A 13973-nucleotide genomic window follows, 5' to 3' on the forward strand; every position below is an offset into this window, starting at 1 on the left:
GAAAGTTGAAAGAAAAGCTTTATTTAGATATGCGTCAGTACTAAAGTTCGGCTACTGCTTCTTCGAATTCGTCTAGCTCGTCTTTTATTTCTTGGATACTTTGTTGCAGTAGTTCTTTGTTTGTGTATCCAGATGTGGATTCGATTCGGAATACGAATTGTCCGTCGTCTGTTTTCTGGTATCCGATTGTTCCTCCTTGGTGTTTGGCGTGTTCGTCTCCGGTGTTGAGTTCTGCTTCGCCTTCGAGTGTTAGTTCTTGTCCTTCTTTGAGTTCGACGATCAGTGCGTCCGGATTAACTGGTTCTGCTTCGTCGTTTCCTGCTTGGATGTCGGATGCGTGGACTGCTGTTTCTCCTTCTTGCTGTACTGCGATGTGGACTGTGTCGTCTTCGTCGATGTTTTGCGGTATTGTCAGTGGGATTTGTCCCATTCTGTTGGCTAGTACTTCGTCGAAGAGACCGGATTCGTTCTGGTTGATGTGTAGTTCCTTGATTGCTAGTGTTGGGACTTTGGTCATCATGCTTCTTCGCAGTGCGTTTGCGACTGCTGGGTTAGCGTTTGATAGTTGTGCTTCAAGTACATCGTCTTCTTCGTTTAGAATTTCAAGTTTCACAGTTGAATCAAGCCTCTTCAAATAGATAGTAAAGTTGTGTTTGGGGAAAAGAGCTGTTTTTTATACTCTTCTTCCTCTTTTTCCGCCTTTTTCTCTGCATCCGTCGTGCGGTACCGGTGTTACATCTTCGATGTTGCCGACTTCGATATCTTCGTTTCTGGAGATTGCACGGATTGCTGGCTGTGCTCCTTGTCCAGGCATTTTCTGTTTCTGTCCTCCTGGTGCTCTTACTCTGATGTCGACTTTTTCGATTCCTTTTTCTTCTGCTTCTTCCATTACACGTTTGGCTGCTTTCATTGCTGGGAATGCTGAGCCTTGGAGTCGTCCTTTGTCTGTTGTCTGTCCTGATGTGATTCTGGACAGTGTTTCTGCTCCTGTTGCGTCTGTTAGATGGACGATCGTGTTGTTGAAGCTTGAGTAAATGTGTACAAGTCCTTTCTTAACCATTATTCATTCTCCTCCTGTTCTTGTTCTGTATCGTTTTCTTCTGCTTCCTCTTTGTCTTCGGATTCAGCGTCTTCCTCTTCTACTTCTTCAGGCTCTTCTTCTGTTTCTTCTTCATCTGGTGTTTCTGGGATTCTTTCTTCTAGTAGCTGTTCTTCTTCCTGTGTTAGGAGGTATCCCGGAGTGTTTACTCTTTCTCCGTCGATGTAAATGTGTCCGTGGACTACGAGTTGTCTTGCGTGTTTTGGTGTGTCTGCGTAGCCTTTTCTTTCGACGGCTGATTGGATTCTCCTGTCTAGTATATCTGTTACTTTTAGTGTGAGAAGTGCTTCAAGTCCTGCGTTTTCTCTGATCAGCCCTAGGTTGTTTACACGGTCGATTACTTCTTGCTTGGCTTCTTCGTCTTCTTCTGCAACAAGTTTTCTTGCTTGTCTTCTGAAGCTTCTTAGCTGGCTTTGTGCCTTGTAGATTTCTTTCTTGTTTTTGAGACCGTAGTCTTCCATTAGTTCTTCTTCACGGTCCATTCTTTCTTCGTTCCAGCCTTCGTTAGGCGTCTCGTATTGTTTTTTAAGTTTCTTTACCATTTATCGAAGCACCTCTGTGCTTCTGTTAATCTGAAAATCTCTGATTTTCATCTTTGAGTCACCTATTCGTCGTCTCCGTCTCCACCGGCTGATGCTTCTTCCTTGATGGAAGCTGTGTCTACACCAACTTTTGAACCGGATCTGAAGCTGGATTTGGTTTTCTGTCCTCTGACCGGGAGACCGATCTTGTGTCTCCATCCTCTGTATGTTCCTGTCTGTTTGAGTCTTCTGATGTCAAACTCTTCTTTGAGTTCTAGGTCTGATTCGATTAGGTGGCCGTTTTCTCCGGTTTCTCTGTCTTTTCTCCGGTTTCTGAGCCATTCAGGTACCTCTATCTGATCTGGATTCTTGATCGCTTCTTCTATTTCGTCTATTTTTTCGTCGGATAGGTCTCCGATTTTTTCTTGGTTATATCCTAGTTTTTCTGCTACTGCGTTTGCGTACATATCGCCGACTCCGCTTAAAGCAGTTATAGCTTTGCCTACCGGCTTTGTACCGTCGATTCCGGTTCGTGCAATTCTTACTATTTCTTTTGTTTCAGACATGAAAGATACCCGTGATTAGAGAAGTCCTGTTAAATTTTATAAAGGTGGTAAACCCGTGGAAAGAAATTAAACCCGCGGTCAAAGAAACCTATACCATGATCGAAAGAGACAAACTCAGGTACTTCTTCTCAGGAGGAATGTTCAGCCTAGGACTTTCCACAGCAGTTGCCGACATGAGCCCTTTCCTGGTTACAACTTGCTTCTTCATAGCATTCATACTTTCCAGAGACGAATTATGGAAGTTCGAAAGAAAGATGAGAGAAAAATAAAGAGAGAAAGAAGATTAGCGCTCATCTTCTTTCTTGATTAGGTGCCATCCGAATTCTGTCTTAACAGGGTCGGAGACTTCTCCTGTTTCCATGTCGAATACTGTTTCTTCGAACGGTTGGACCATCTCTCCTTTTCCGAAGAATCCTAGGTCGCCTCCTTTCTCACTTGAAGGACCTTCTGACTTCTCCCGTGCCATCTGCTCAAAAGTTTTATCACTCCGCTCCAGCTCCAGTTTGATCTGTTTAGCATGTTCTTTGCTGTCAACCAGTATGTGTCGTGCCTTGACCTCTTCTGCCATAATGATAATTGTGTTACTGGAATCTTTTAGTTAAGTTGCTAAAGTAGCTCCTTGGTAGCCGAGTAGTGCGCCACTATATACCCAGAAAAGAATATTGACGACGCCAGAAATGTCGTTACAAGATTTTCTGATGCAACTGCAGGAACACCTATTATCATTCCAAGAACAAGAATCAAACCTCCAGCTACAAGACCTACTGCTTCTTTCCTATTTTTCAAACCAAGTTTATTTCCTTTTTGATTCTGAGTATCTTTTCCATCAATGAATCTACCTGTTTCTACTTTATGGGCCGACAAATAAGCCGTCCAAACCACCAGAGTCGTGAAAAATAGATAGCTATAAGACGCAATTCTGGCTCGGACAGCTGTCAACGCAAGTGAAAAAGATGCGATCAGTATCAATGCTGTAAAAGCCGTATACCTAAGGAAAGCTCTCTTCCTCTGCTTAGTCATATCGCCACCTCATTGATCCCTTGATGAGCAACCAGATAACCTGTAAAACATGCAAAACCAGATAAGAAAGCAAGCACCAAATCAAAACTAATTACAAGCTCAGCAAACAAGACAGTACCCTCTGCACACATCATAAGCCCAACAAAAATTAAGACAAGGTTTCTGAAACCGTCTTTAAGATATCCTGAAGATCCTTTCAGAGAACCAGTTTTCTCTGAGATATCCTCAAAAGATTCAAATCTGTGAGCCCCAAGCCAAGAGACCTTGTAGCCTACAGATACAAGGACAAAACCGAAAAATACTCTGAAAACTGCCGCATCAAAAGCAGACGAAGCCACCAGAGCAAGCCCTGAAGAAGTCACAATTATACCTAACACCAGAGAAACATCCGAAATAAGGCTATCCTCATCCATCAGTACAAATTAGATTATGACCTCAGATTTATCTTACTAAAAAAAGGGGGGGGTGCAAGAAATAAAGAAAAAAGTTCTTTCCTGCTTTCAGACTTCTTGGAGATCCGATTTCAAAGCAGCCAATGGGATGTACTGTGCCAGGAACGCCGAGATAAACAAGGTGATCTCAACGCCTGTCTCTCCGATACCTGTCCCGAGAGCCACCAAATGAACCCAATACAGTATCACAACGGTCGCTGCACCAATCAAGCTTATTCCAGCAGGACTAGGAATTCTCTCCTCCATAATTTAATTCACCACCCTATTACCAGAAGAAGCTGAAAGTAAATCGATTATTACGGAAAGAAGACATCAATACATAGTATACAAAGAATCTTAATAAAAAAGGATTTACGGCTTTTATTTGCGATAAGAAGAGTAGTTTAGTCCCCCCAGGATTCGAACCTGGGTCTCCGGCTGTCTTCAACCAAAAAACGATGGCGCTTTTTGGTTGCCAAAGGCCGAAATGAATTGTCCATCCAGAGAGGTCAAAACACTCTTAGATGTTTGACCACTACACCAGGGGACTATTCTAGATAAGTGTGGTTGAGGAAATCTTAAAAACTTCTTTAGTTAGCATGTTCGTGATGTTCTTTTCTGTGGCAGTTAGCACATAGGACTATGCATTTTTCGATTTCTTCTTTTATCCTCTTCTTAGAAGTATTTTTCCGAGATACAAGATCTGTAACCGATGCTTCTTTATTTTCGGTATGATGGAAATCAAGACAAGCTCTGTGGTCTTCACCACATTTTTCACACTCGAAGTTGCTTTTATAACTCTTAAACCATTTCTTCAGTTTTTTAGTTCTCTCTTTAGTTCTGCTCTTTTCTTCTTCCCGATTTTTATAGTAATATCTCTGATATGGAGAGAGTTGACTCCAAGATTTATCATCTGGAATATTCACATCTTCTGGTTTTGGCTCAATTTGGCTATTCTGTCTGTTTTGGCTTAATCCAGCTTGCTTTTTGGCCTCATTCCACGACCCAAATTTTTCTACTATAGTTGACGCTGAAGAAGGAACAAAATCAGCGTCATTGTATTCTCTTATTGTTGGGCTGTGGCCTAATTTAGCCTCGGCTTTTCTCAGCCCATCCAAACACTCTTTCTCCGAATAACTCATACACACTGTTATTTGAACCCACTCTTATATCCAAATAAGAGAACAGAATTTTGTAGCTTACAATACCGAGAGCTGCTGAAGATACCTTTCCAATTCCTTCTCTAGAGGTTCTACTTCTTTCCCAATAGCCCTTCTATGCATTGCCTCATTATTTATTGAGAGGATGAATTGAGAGATATCTTCTATTGATTCACTGCCTAGGTCTCCTTCTGCTGTGTCGCGGAGGATTTCTTCTATTTTTTGTTTGTACATTTCTTCGAATTTGTGGAGTTTTTGTCTGTAGTCTGGGTTTCTGAGTCCTTGGGTTCTGAGTTCGATAAGTGTTTTGAGGAAGTCGTCTTGTTCGGGTAGTTTGAAGGCCATGAATGCTGCTGCTTTGAATTTTTCTTGGTCGTCTGTGCAGTTGCATGTGAATGCTTTGTTTTCGAAGTCTTCCAGCATGTAGTCTAGAAAGTCCAGTAGAAGTTCGTCTTTGCCGTTGTAGTGGTGGTATAGAAGTGATTTGCTTTTGTCGAATTCGTCGGCGATATTCTGTATGGAGAGCTCCGAGTAGCTGTGTTTGGCTAGTGCTTTCCTGGTTGCTTCCATTATCTCGTTTTTTGAATCATTGACCATGTTGACTGAACGTTCATTCAGTATTTTAAGAGTGTGGTTCAGTACTTTGATTATAGATGAAGGTTTTTCTTGAGAGATTGGCTGATATTCAGGTCAGGCATTCGCAGAAGGTTATTGTTGGTTCTGTTTTGGTTACGGCTTTGTTAGCTACCGGTCTTCCGAGTATTCAGTTGGAGACGGATTTTCAGTCGAGTCTTCCTGATGATTTAGGTCCTATTGAGACTCAGGATAAGGTTGAGTCCGAGTTCCGTTCTTCTTCATCCATAATTATACTTTTCCAGACCAATGATGAATCTAAGGAAGATAGTTTTGTGTCGGATGTGCGGAGTCCTGATATGATCAGGATGCAGAAGGATTTGGAGGAGGAGCTTAGTTCTGAGACTATTGTAGGTAATGTGCGTTCCTCTGCTTCATTCTTTACAGAAGTACCTGGGTCCAAGGAGGAGGTTAAGAGGGTTGTTGAGGCTTCCGGATCCGGAGACCAGTTGTTCAACCGTGATTTTACGGCTACTCAGATGTATGTGAGTCTTGAGGAGGAGATGAGTGAGGAGAATATCAGGAAGGCTACTGAGAAGATTAACAAGAATCTTGAGCAGACTCCGAAGCAGCCCGGTATTGATATTACAGTTACAGGGAATCCTGTGATCAGGACGGATATAGGTGATACCTTGGTGGATGACTCGGTTACGACTATTTCGATCGCCTCCGTGCTGATCCTTGGTTTGCTTACTTTGACTCGTGGACGGGTTTACGGTCCGATCACTTTTGTACCTTTGTTTATCGGTTTGATATGGACTCTAGGTACTATGGGGCATCTGGGCATCCCTCTTACTATTGCAACGATTGCTTTAGGTGCTATGATTTTGGGTTTGGGTGTTGAGTATGGTTCTTTCATTACTGAGAGGATTATCGAGGAGAAGGATGAAAGAGGAAGTGTTGAGGAGGCTTTGCGAAGTGCAGTACCTACTACAGGGCTTGCAATTCTTGGTTCTTCGACCACGACTATTGTAGGGTTTTCAGCTCTTTTGATTGCGTCAATTTCTTTCATAAGAGATCTTGGATTGACTTTATCAATTGGGATTGCGTTAACTCTTGTTTCGGCGTTGGTGATTACGCCTTCGCTTATACTTGAGTATGAGAGGTGGAGTAAATGATTGAGGCTGTAGTAGAAAAGTATTCTAGGGTTGTTGCGGAGCATCCTTTAGCTTTTCTTGGTTTATTGATTGTTTTTGTCGGATTGATGGCTTCAGGAGCTTCAAGCGTTGAGACAGTTGAGCAAAACAATGAGGACTTGCTTCCAGATACTATAGAGTCTGTTAACGCGTTCGATATAATTGGTTCGGAGTTCGGGCAGAGGGGTGGCGGCTCCACATATACCGTGCTGCTTGAGACATCTCCTAACCATGTTAACTCTACTGAAATCCGTGATGTACGGAGTCCTGAGTTGTTGAGGTATATTGAAACAGTTTCAAGTGATGTTGAATCAATGAATGAGGTTGTGTCGGTTGATTCTGCGGCTGATCTTGTTGATAGTCCTTCTACGAAGCGGGAGGCTTGGAGCCAGATGAAGAGTTCAGGACAGGCGTCTCAGTATGTTTCTGATGACTACAGTTTTACAATTATGAGGGTGTCGTCCACCAGTATTTCTTCAGGTGAGGCGGAGGAGCTTGCAGGTAGGATTAAGGAGTCTGTTGAGAGAAATGATAAGCCTGCAAGTATTGAAGCCGGGTATACTGGAGATCCTTTCATCAACCAGGCGTTTCAGGAGCAGAGTCAGAGCACTCAGGGACAGACGACTTTAATATCTCTTGTAGGAGTTCTTGTACTGGTTGTGGTGCTTTTCAGGTCTGTGGCTAATGGTTTGACATCTCTTTCAGCTTTGATTTTCGGTATTATGTCTGGTTTCGGTGTCTATGGTTTGTTGGGGCTTAATCTTAGTCCTGCGACTTCAGGAGCTATTTCGATGGGTATGGGTATTGCGATTGACTTCGGTATCCAGAGTGTTTCAAGATACAGAGAGGAACGAGAGGATCTGAGTGTTCAGGGATCTGTTCAAAACATGATTCTAGGTATTATCAACCCTATGACGATTGCATTGGTGGCAGCTGTAATCGGTTTTACAGCACTGTCATTCGGCAGGATTACATTCCTCTCAGATCTAGGTACGATGCTGACTTTGACAACCTTGTTTGCTTACATCGGTGCATTAACCTTGATACCTGTCCTGCTTGTAATATATGACAAGTATATCCAGCAGTATTTTTCTAGAGGTGTTTTTCAAATTATACTAGGTGAATCACAACAATGAAACTACTTAACATGAAGACAACGGCACTTATCATCATTACAGCATTTATAGCTAGCAATGGTTTGGCGCAAGTCAACCAGGGACCGAGCTCTAATGTCGAGTCTACATTGATTAACACTGATCCTGTGCCTCTGCAGTCAGGGGAGCAGGGAGACCTCCGTTTCAAGATTGAGAACACGGGAGGAACTGACGCAGAAGATGTAGAGGTCAGGCTGCTCGATAATTATCCTTTCCAAGTGAAGCAGGATAGGAAAAAGGTTTACAGACTTGGAAGCCTTGAGACAGGTCAGGAATACCAGATCAGTACCGAGGTACTGGTTGCGGAAGATGCTCCGGACGGAAGCAACGACTTCAAGCTTAGAGTCATCAGCGGAGATCTTAATAGGACTGTAAATGTTCCTGTAGAGGTTCAAAGCAGTGATATAGAGTTGAACCTTGCAAATCTTCAGACTCAGCCTCAGCAGTTGATGCCTGACACGGATAACAACCAGGTATCTATTGATCTCGTGAACAACGGAGATAAAACCGCTGAGAATGTTGTCCTTAATCTTGAAGCACCAGAGTACTTTGAACAGACATCCAGCTTCTCAACCAGGAAAGCTCTTGGAAACATTAATCCAGGAGAGAAAAAGACCTCAACCTTCGTACTGGATCTTAACAAGACGGCGCCTGCCGGAATGGCAGAGCTTTCAACAAAGACCAGTTACTCTGCAAGTGACTCCACAAGCCAGGTAACACAAACCGATAGCTTCCAGTTAAACATAGAAGGCAAGCCACAGTTCAAAGTAACAGGTGTCGAAGGCGGCTTGAAAACCGGGAGCACCGAAGAACTTCGTCTAACAGTTAAGAACAGAGGAGAGGAAAAATCTTCCTCGACAAGAATACGAGTGATGGACTCTTCCGACCAGCCATTCAGTTACGACTCCTCCAGCCAGTACATCGGCACACTTGAACCAGGACAGGAAGGAGAAGCAGTATTCGAAGTAGAAACAGAAACAGACGCAGCAGCCAAAGAATACCTACTCGACTTCGAAATAAGAGGAGTCAAAGACACAGAAGTATTCGTAGAAGACACAACAACACCAGCAGAAGTAAAACAAAGCCAAAAAAGTTCAGACATCCCACTCCCTGCCATAGCCATCCTAATCCTAGCAATTAGCGGAGCAGCATACCTATTCAGAAACAAGATCAGAGACAAAGTAACCAATCAAAAACAGTAACCGCCTACATCCTTTCAATTATTTCCTCTCTTCTCTCTCTTTTTCTCAGGAAACAGTTTAGTCCCCCCAGGATTCGAACCTGGGTCACCAGCCATTTCCCGTCGAAGAGATACCTCTTCTCAAACTGCCTCCATAGGAGCCAGTGTCCAGAAGCTGGTAGGATTGACCACTACCCTAGGGGACTCTAGTAGGATTCTTATCCCGTGTATCTTTTATGTATAGATCACTGACCTGGCACTCCCCAGAGCGAAACCAAAGCAATAACAATCACAACCACTAATAGAATCAGGATTTTCGAGACCGTGGTGCCTGCTCGAGCTGCTGTTCCTGCACTTGGTGGAGATGGCAGGTTATCTCTAACTTTTGACTGTTCGCTTTCTGCTTTCTGCAGTTTTTTAGAGTCAGCACCATAGGCATCTCTAAGCTCGTTGTAAGTATTTTGTATGTCTTTAAGCGGCGGGTTGGTTCCTATGACGTGTTTCCATATGCCTTTTTCTTTTGAAAGTAGTTTGTATATGTCTTCTAAGCTATCTATGCTATTCTGTAGGTAGTCAAGTAGTTCCTCATCTTCTCTGATTATTGTTTCGAGTTCCATGTCCTCTTCTTTCAGTGTTTTGTCAATTTTAGCTTCTTCTTGTTCTTCTTGTGCTTCATGTCTTTCTTCTTCTTGAAGTTCTTCTGCTTCTGCCTTCGCTTTTTTCTCTCTTTTTTGGTCTCTTAGTTCTGCAAAGACTTTCATCAGTTCCTTATCCGTTTTTTCCATAAACTCTGTTTCCTGAGATATTTCTGATGAGACATTTTGTACGAATGCTTCCTCTTCCTCAAGATTTTCTATTTCACCTGTAAGTTCGGAAGCCATATCAATGGAGGTATTTAGAACATAAAGTGCTTCTTCCAATCTTTCCAAAACAACTTCAACCTCATCGTAATCTTTCTTACCTAGGTTGATATCGTAATCATCACTTTGGACCTTCTGAAACTTGTTATACAATCCACCTAAATCATTCAAAGCTGATTCAAAAAGTTGTTTTGCCTCTCCTTGGAGACTCTCAACAATTTTTTCCTGGCTTTTAATCTGTTTTAGTTGTCCCTCTTCTGCGTTTAGCGCTGCGTCCTCGTCTTTCTCTGCACCTGCAAGATCTCTTTCAGCTTCTCCTTCTATATCTTCAGCTTCACCTTCTTCTTTGGGACTTCCTTGCTGTTCTCCCTCCTCTAGTTCGGCTTTAGCCTCTTTCGCCTCTTCACCTGCTTCATCAGCCTCCTGCTTGGCTTTACGTGCTCTTTCCTTTGCTTTTTGCCCCAGCTTGCGGTATGTTTCCTCATTCTCTTGATAGTGCTCTTTGGCTCTGCTTAGAACCTTCTTTACTTTTTCAGACTTTTTAGAACCGCTATTATTCGAAGACACAGTTTTTTATTTTAGAAATATAAATAAAAAATGTACGGCGAACCTTCCTCAGCCTCTCCTATCTATCAGCATGTAGAGTATTACGATTGTGAGGGTTGAGAATAGGACGCTTGGTGCGAAGATTTGGAGTATTTCTTCTGTGAGGATTCCGAGGTCGATTGCTATTAGGAGTACGACCAGTGTTTCTATATCTAGGCTGATTAGGCTGGCTGCTATTGTGAATGGGTTGTCCATTTCATGGAGTTTTGGTATTATGTAGCCTATTGCTAGTTTTGAGATTGTTGAGAGTAGGAAGAGCACGGTTGCTGCTTCTATGTTGAGTATTATTGTTTCTAGGATTAGTCCTAGTCCGAACCATGCGAAGAATACCGGTATGAATAGTCCTTCGCTGATGCCTTGTATTTTTTCTTGGAAGGCTTTGGAGTCGGTGAAGTCGCTTCTGGAGACGAGTACCCCTGCGAAGAATGCGCCTAGGACGCTTGAAAGCCCTATTGTCTGTGTTACATAGCTCATGGACAGTAGTAGGGCGAATGTTATGGCGAACTGTGCTTCTGCTTCCTCGAACATTATGATGTAGTCGTCGATTATCTCTATGAATTCGTGTAGGAGGTAGAATGCTCCTGCGAACCCTAAAATTGAGGCAGCTTTGACTAGCTGAGATTGTAGTCCTGAAGTGGATAGTATAACCATTATTGTGAGGATGATGAATCCTACGGAGACGTTGATGACTGAGGATTTTATTGTGTATTTTCCTGTTTCCTGTCTGAGCATTCCTCGGTTCAGCATTATCTTTGACGGTACTCCGATGTCGACGATGGAGTAGCCGAGTGCTATGAATGCGAAGGCTTCAAGACTGGAGTATGGTAGGTACTGTCCTCCGAAAAGGTATAGGGCAGCGAATATGAATGCGAAGCCTCCTAGAAGGATCGCAGGACCGAGTTGAAGTCCTTCTTTGTGACTGAATATTTCTTTTACATTTTGTTCCCTAAGCCCTGCCTGGAAAAGTATAAGTGTGGCACCTATAGTGGCAAAACCGGAGACAGAACTAGCTGAGATCACATCAAGTACGGAAGGTCCTAGTATTAGCCCTGTTAGTATGTATCCAAGTATTGATTCCAGTCCTATCCTCTCGAACAGCTCTCCTACTATGAATGATGCTCCAAGTACTATACCAACGTTTAATAGTGTTGCTCCTGATAGTCCTGCTGCCATTTAGTGGATCTCCTCTATAAGCCTGTTTTCATGTACTACTCCGATAACTTCGTCATCTTCAACTACTGGGACCGATCTAAGGTCTTCTCTGTCCATAAGGAAAGCTATTTCTCCTGTTTCCTCATCTGGAGAAACTGTTACTTCGTGCTCGTTCATTATGTCTTCAGCATTTTCCGCAACATACCGTTGATCAAATGATAGCCCTAGAATACCTATAACCTTCTCCTCATCTAAACGGTCTTCAGGGATCAAAACTTTGAGAAGTGACTGCTCATGGATTTCACCGACAAACTCGCCATCTCTACGGACGATCAAAGTATTCTCTTTATCATTCAATTCATCTACAACCTCATCAATACCTGCATCATACCGAATGAAGTCAGGCTCATCCATAAGCTCTCGGGCAGTAAGCATACAATGGATTTAATTAGAACTGCTTAAAATAACTTTATCCGAAAAATGGTTCGCCGAGGCTGGGATTTGAACCCAGGAGACCCGTTTAGGGGTCACCAGCTTTCCAGGCTGGCACAATTAGCCAAGCTCTGTCACCTCGGCAAAAAGACTGTATAAACAATTTTTGAGAGTATTTTTTTATGCACTTTCAGGAAGATCTGGCTTCTTAACACGGCAGGATTTATTCCTGTTTCCATCTTCTTGGATAGTTGGATGGATCCATGAATACTTTTTGTAGTTCTGCAGCTGTGTCTTCTTCATCAAACATTTCTTCCGAAGTCATTTTTGCTTTTGCGAGGGCGACTAGTTCTCCTTTCAGAGTCATTATTGCTATTGTTTCTCCTTTTTGGATTCCGTCTTGTAGTTTGGAGATTCCTGTGCTTCCTAGGTTTGAGCCGTTGGCTACTGCGTTGACTGCGCTGTCTTTGATTACTGCTTTCTTCATGTGTTGGACTGCTCTCTCAATTGGCTGGAGTATTTCTTCAAGTTGTTCTTTGTCGCCGTCATCTTTGTAGAATCTGTAGGCATCGACCAGGTCTTGAAGTGTATGTGTGTCTTCTGTGGTTAGGTTGCCTTGTTGTGTTCTGCGGAGTTCTTCCATACTGGCTTCTGTACCAAGTTTTTCTCCTAACTGTTGGATTAGTACTCTGACATAGAATCCTGATTCACATTTGACTCTTCCGAGAAACTTTTTTTCTTCTTTTTCGAGTAGTTCTATTTCGTATACTTCTCGTTTTCTTTCTTCTTGTTTGACTGCGGACATTTCTGGCGGTACTTGTTTGTTGGTTCCTTCGAATTCTTGGATGGCTTCCTGTATTTTTTCTTCGTCTTTTTCTTCTGCTAGTTTTGCTTCGAATATGTATTCTTTCCGGGCTTTTGTGAGGGCGTCCTGTATGCGTGTGCCGGAGTCCAGTCCTACCGGGAGTACTCCTGTGGCGTTGGGGTCGAGTGTTCCGAAGTGTCCTGTCTTTTCCCTGTCTAACTCCTCTTTTATCCAGTGGCTGACCTGGTTGCTTGTAGGTCCGAACGGCTTGTCGATTACTACGAAGCCTTGTTGGAGAAGTTCTTCTACTGTTCTTTTTTCAGGTATTTTTCCGAATTCTGGGTCTGTCTCTGCTTCTTCCCTTGTGTACCATTCCATAATAGAAGTTAGTGTGGTGAAGTTTTATCTGAGTTCAATTGAGAATGCGGGGGGAAAGGGTATAGGGGTTATTGGATTCCTAGTGTTTTGTTGAGGATTAGTGTCATTGGCATTGTGATTATTATGTAGAATCCTAGCCAGTTGAGTGCTCCTCCTATCCATGGTAGTGTGAATGGTAGTTGTATGAATTTGCCGTTGAAGTTGGCGACTGTGCCTTCTGTGTTGCTGAAGAATCCTGGAGTCTTTTCTTTGATTCCTTTGTAGGTCCATTTGAATCCGTTGATTTTTGCGGCTTCTCCTGGTTCGATGCTCTGGTTGTCTACTTGGAGGACAGGGGTTTCTGTTGTGTTGTCTACTGTTATTGGTGTCTGTGTCTGGGCGTATGTGAAGTTGCCTTCGTACATTTGACCAGTTGTCTGTGTTATCTGTGCTGTTGGTGCGAAGGTGGCTCCTAGCCATGGGAAGATCAGTGCTACGAAGAGCATTGTCCCGATCATCGGTTTCATGTTCAGTAGCATGAACTCTTGGTTGTGTTTGAAGACGTCTTTTGTGTGTTTGGAGGCTTTCTCGTGGTTGTCGTTTTCTCGTGCCTCCTTCATTTTTTCCTGTTTTTCGCTGATTTTGTCCTGTATTTTCTCTGCTTTTTCATGATCGAGCAGCCAGTATCTTATTCCTGAGAAAAGTATTGCTAGGCATGCTGAGAAGAATCCTAGTGCTATGTAAGGTCCTAGGCTGAGGACTGGCTGGAAGACTACGTTGTAAAAACTGTAAAGTGCGGTTAGTAAACCTGCGATCATACATTTAGTAGGGTTGCTGGAACTCTTTTAAGCTAACGGCGGA

At 43.0% G+C, this 13973-nt stretch carries 19 protein-coding genes and 3 tRNA genes; 4 read left to right on the top strand and 18 right to left on the bottom strand.

Going from position 1 to position 13973, the window contains the following annotated elements:
- Positions 1-40: 40 nt before the first annotated feature.
- The 4 genes from LC1Nh_RS05450 to LC1Nh_RS05465 form a co-directional block, all read right to left on the bottom strand.
- A complete protein-coding gene (locus LC1Nh_RS05450; RefSeq protein ID WP_217907029.1) occupies positions 41-613 on the bottom strand; it encodes a hypothetical protein in 573 nt (190 codons plus the stop codon).
- A gap of 60 nt (positions 614-673) precedes the next feature.
- Positions 674-1060 carry a 30S ribosomal protein S11 gene (gene rpsK, locus LC1Nh_RS05455; RefSeq protein ID WP_153550692.1) on the bottom strand — a complete coding sequence of 129 codons (387 nt, stop codon included), beginning with the start codon at positions 1058-1060 and terminating at the stop codon, positions 674-676.
- Entirely contained in the window at positions 1060-1641 is a 582-nt protein-coding gene (locus LC1Nh_RS05460) for a 30S ribosomal protein S4 (RefSeq protein ID WP_153550693.1), read from the bottom strand. The genes rpsK and LC1Nh_RS05460 overlap by 1 nt, the downstream gene beginning before the upstream one ends.
- Before the next feature lie 62 nt (positions 1642-1703).
- Entirely contained in the window at positions 1704-2186 is a 483-nt protein-coding gene (locus tag LC1Nh_RS05465) for a 30S ribosomal protein S13 (protein WP_153550694.1), read from the bottom strand.
- Positions 2187-2281: 95 nt separating this feature from the next.
- Between LC1Nh_RS05465 and LC1Nh_RS05470 the strand changes: the two genes are divergently transcribed.
- Positions 2282-2455 carry a hypothetical protein gene (locus LC1Nh_RS05470; RefSeq protein ID WP_153550695.1) on the top strand — a complete coding sequence of 58 codons (174 nt, stop codon included), beginning with the start codon at positions 2282-2284 and terminating at the stop codon, positions 2453-2455.
- A 14-nt stretch (positions 2456-2469) separates the two neighbouring features.
- Here the strand turns inward: LC1Nh_RS05470 and LC1Nh_RS05475 are convergent, their stop codons facing one another.
- The 7 genes from LC1Nh_RS05475 to LC1Nh_RS05505 form a co-directional block, all read right to left on the bottom strand.
- Positions 2470-2754, bottom strand: coding sequence for a peptidylprolyl isomerase (locus LC1Nh_RS05475; protein WP_153550696.1), 285 nt, complete (start codon positions 2752-2754; stop codon positions 2470-2472).
- 38 nt (positions 2755-2792) lie between these two features.
- Positions 2793-3206: a hypothetical protein gene (locus tag LC1Nh_RS05480; RefSeq protein ID WP_153550697.1), complete on the bottom strand. Its 414-nt coding sequence runs from the start codon at positions 3204-3206 to the stop codon at positions 2793-2795.
- Positions 3203-3619: a hypothetical protein gene (locus tag LC1Nh_RS05485; protein WP_153550698.1), complete on the bottom strand. Its 417-nt coding sequence runs from the start codon at positions 3617-3619 to the stop codon at positions 3203-3205. Before LC1Nh_RS05485 ends, LC1Nh_RS05480 begins: the two co-directional genes overlap by 4 nt.
- A gap of 87 nt (positions 3620-3706) precedes the next feature.
- A complete protein-coding gene (locus tag LC1Nh_RS05490) occupies positions 3707-3904 on the bottom strand; it encodes a hypothetical protein (RefSeq protein WP_153550699.1) in 198 nt (65 codons plus the stop codon).
- A 138-nt stretch (positions 3905-4042) separates the two neighbouring features.
- A tRNA-Gln gene (locus LC1Nh_RS05495) sits at positions 4043-4187 on the bottom strand.
- Between the two features lie 40 nt (positions 4188-4227).
- The gene (locus LC1Nh_RS05500) at positions 4228-4779 is read right to left on the bottom strand and encodes a homing endonuclease associated repeat-containing protein (RefSeq protein ID WP_153550700.1); all 552 of its coding nucleotides are present in this window, start codon (positions 4777-4779) and stop codon (positions 4228-4230) included.
- 57 nt (positions 4780-4836) lie between these two features.
- Positions 4837-5394 carry a TetR/AcrR family transcriptional regulator gene (locus tag LC1Nh_RS05505; protein WP_153550701.1) on the bottom strand — a complete coding sequence of 186 codons (558 nt, stop codon included), beginning with the start codon at positions 5392-5394 and terminating at the stop codon, positions 4837-4839.
- Between the two features lie 56 nt (positions 5395-5450).
- Here LC1Nh_RS05505 and LC1Nh_RS05510 point away from each other — a divergent pair, with 56 nt between their 5' ends.
- From LC1Nh_RS05510 to LC1Nh_RS05520, 3 genes are read left to right on the top strand one after another with little or no spacing between them, the layout of a single operon-like run.
- Entirely contained in the window at positions 5451-6548 is a 1098-nt protein-coding gene (locus LC1Nh_RS05510; protein WP_153550702.1) for an MMPL family transporter, read from the top strand.
- On the top strand, positions 6545-7702 hold the full coding sequence (locus LC1Nh_RS05515) for an MMPL family transporter (protein WP_153550703.1): 1158 nt from the start codon (positions 6545-6547) through the stop codon (positions 7700-7702). The genes LC1Nh_RS05510 and LC1Nh_RS05515 overlap by 4 nt, the downstream gene beginning before the upstream one ends.
- Positions 7699-8922 carry a COG1361 S-layer family protein gene (locus LC1Nh_RS05520; protein ID WP_153550704.1) on the top strand — a complete coding sequence of 408 codons (1224 nt, stop codon included), beginning with the start codon at positions 7699-7701 and terminating at the stop codon, positions 8920-8922. The genes LC1Nh_RS05515 and LC1Nh_RS05520 overlap by 4 nt, the downstream gene beginning before the upstream one ends.
- Positions 8923-8980: 58 nt before the next feature.
- Here LC1Nh_RS05520 and LC1Nh_RS05525 read toward each other — a convergent pair.
- From LC1Nh_RS05525 to LC1Nh_RS05555, 7 genes are all read right to left on the bottom strand, one after another.
- Positions 8981-9106, bottom strand: a tRNA-Gln gene (locus LC1Nh_RS05525).
- 39 nt (positions 9107-9145) lie between these two features.
- Positions 9146-10327: a hypothetical protein gene (locus LC1Nh_RS05530; protein WP_153550705.1), complete on the bottom strand. Its 1182-nt coding sequence runs from the start codon at positions 10325-10327 to the stop codon at positions 9146-9148.
- Positions 10328-10375: 48 nt separating this feature from the next.
- Entirely contained in the window at positions 10376-11539 is a 1164-nt protein-coding gene (locus LC1Nh_RS05535) for a cation:proton antiporter (protein ID WP_153550706.1), read from the bottom strand.
- Entirely contained in the window at positions 11540-11953 is a 414-nt protein-coding gene (locus LC1Nh_RS05540) for a CBS domain-containing protein (RefSeq protein WP_153550707.1), read from the bottom strand.
- A 51-nt stretch (positions 11954-12004) separates the two neighbouring features.
- Positions 12005-12094 (bottom strand) — tRNA-Ser (locus LC1Nh_RS05545).
- 79 nt (positions 12095-12173) lie between these two features.
- Positions 12174-13133, bottom strand: coding sequence for an RNA-guided pseudouridylation complex pseudouridine synthase subunit Cbf5 (locus LC1Nh_RS05550; protein WP_153550708.1), 960 nt, complete (start codon positions 13131-13133; stop codon positions 12174-12176).
- Between the two features lie 68 nt (positions 13134-13201).
- Positions 13202-13930 (bottom strand): EMC3/TMCO1 family protein, encoded by a 729-nt coding sequence (locus tag LC1Nh_RS05555; RefSeq protein WP_153550709.1) that lies wholly within the window; start codon positions 13928-13930, stop codon positions 13202-13204.
- Positions 13931-13973: the final 43 nt, after the last annotated feature.

This window comes from Candidatus Nanohalobium constans, from assembly GCF_009617975.1.
In the GTDB taxonomy this organism is placed as follows: domain Archaea; phylum Nanohalarchaeota; class Nanosalinia; order Nanosalinales; family Nanosalinaceae; genus Nanohalobium; species Nanohalobium constans.

What these genes read in the sequence shown, in the direction of transcription:
- LC1Nh_RS05475 (WP_153550696.1), bottom strand. Translation starts at nt 2,754, where the DNA reads ATGGCAGAAGAGGTCAAGGCACGACACATACTGGTTGACAGCAAAGAA.
- LC1Nh_RS05470 (WP_153550695.1), top strand. Translation starts at nt 2,282, where the DNA reads ATGATCGAAAGAGACAAACTCAGGTACTTCTTCTCAGGAGGAATGTTC.
- LC1Nh_RS05465 (WP_153550694.1), bottom strand. Translation starts at nt 2,186, where the DNA reads ATGTCTGAAACAAAAGAAATAGTAAGAATTGCACGAACCGGAATCGAC.
- LC1Nh_RS05515 (WP_153550703.1), top strand. Translation starts at nt 6,545, where the DNA reads ATGATTGAGGCTGTAGTAGAAAAGTATTCTAGGGTTGTTGCGGAGCAT.
- LC1Nh_RS05510 (WP_153550702.1), top strand. Translation starts at nt 5,451, where the DNA reads ATGAAGGTTTTTCTTGAGAGATTGGCTGATATTCAGGTCAGGCATTCG.
- LC1Nh_RS05520 (WP_153550704.1), top strand. Translation starts at nt 7,699, where the DNA reads ATGAAACTACTTAACATGAAGACAACGGCACTTATCATCATTACAGCA.
- LC1Nh_RS05485 (WP_153550698.1), bottom strand. Translation starts at nt 3,619, where the DNA reads ATGGATGAGGATAGCCTTATTTCGGATGTTTCTCTGGTGTTAGGTATA.
- LC1Nh_RS05540 (WP_153550707.1), bottom strand. Translation starts at nt 11,953, where the DNA reads ATGCTTACTGCCCGAGAGCTTATGGATGAGCCTGACTTCATTCGGTAT.
- LC1Nh_RS05535 (WP_153550706.1), bottom strand. Translation starts at nt 11,539, where the DNA reads ATGGCAGCAGGACTATCAGGAGCAACACTATTAAACGTTGGTATAGTA.
- LC1Nh_RS05550 (WP_153550708.1), bottom strand. Translation starts at nt 13,133, where the DNA reads ATGGAATGGTACACAAGGGAAGAAGCAGAGACAGACCCAGAATTCGGA.
- LC1Nh_RS05490 (WP_153550699.1), bottom strand. Translation starts at nt 3,904, where the DNA reads ATGGAGGAGAGAATTCCTAGTCCTGCTGGAATAAGCTTGATTGGTGCA.
- rpsK (WP_153550692.1), bottom strand. Translation starts at nt 1,060, where the DNA reads ATGGTTAAGAAAGGACTTGTACACATTTACTCAAGCTTCAACAACACG.
- LC1Nh_RS05500 (WP_153550700.1), bottom strand. Translation starts at nt 4,779, where the DNA reads ATGAGTTATTCGGAGAAAGAGTGTTTGGATGGGCTGAGAAAAGCCGAG.
- LC1Nh_RS05555 (WP_153550709.1), bottom strand. Translation starts at nt 13,930, where the DNA reads ATGATCGCAGGTTTACTAACCGCACTTTACAGTTTTTACAACGTAGTC.
- LC1Nh_RS05460 (WP_153550693.1), bottom strand. Translation starts at nt 1,641, where the DNA reads ATGGTAAAGAAACTTAAAAAACAATACGAGACGCCTAACGAAGGCTGG.
- LC1Nh_RS05480 (WP_153550697.1), bottom strand. Translation starts at nt 3,206, where the DNA reads ATGACTAAGCAGAGGAAGAGAGCTTTCCTTAGGTATACGGCTTTTACA.
- LC1Nh_RS05505 (WP_153550701.1), bottom strand. Translation starts at nt 5,394, where the DNA reads ATGGTCAATGATTCAAAAAACGAGATAATGGAAGCAACCAGGAAAGCA.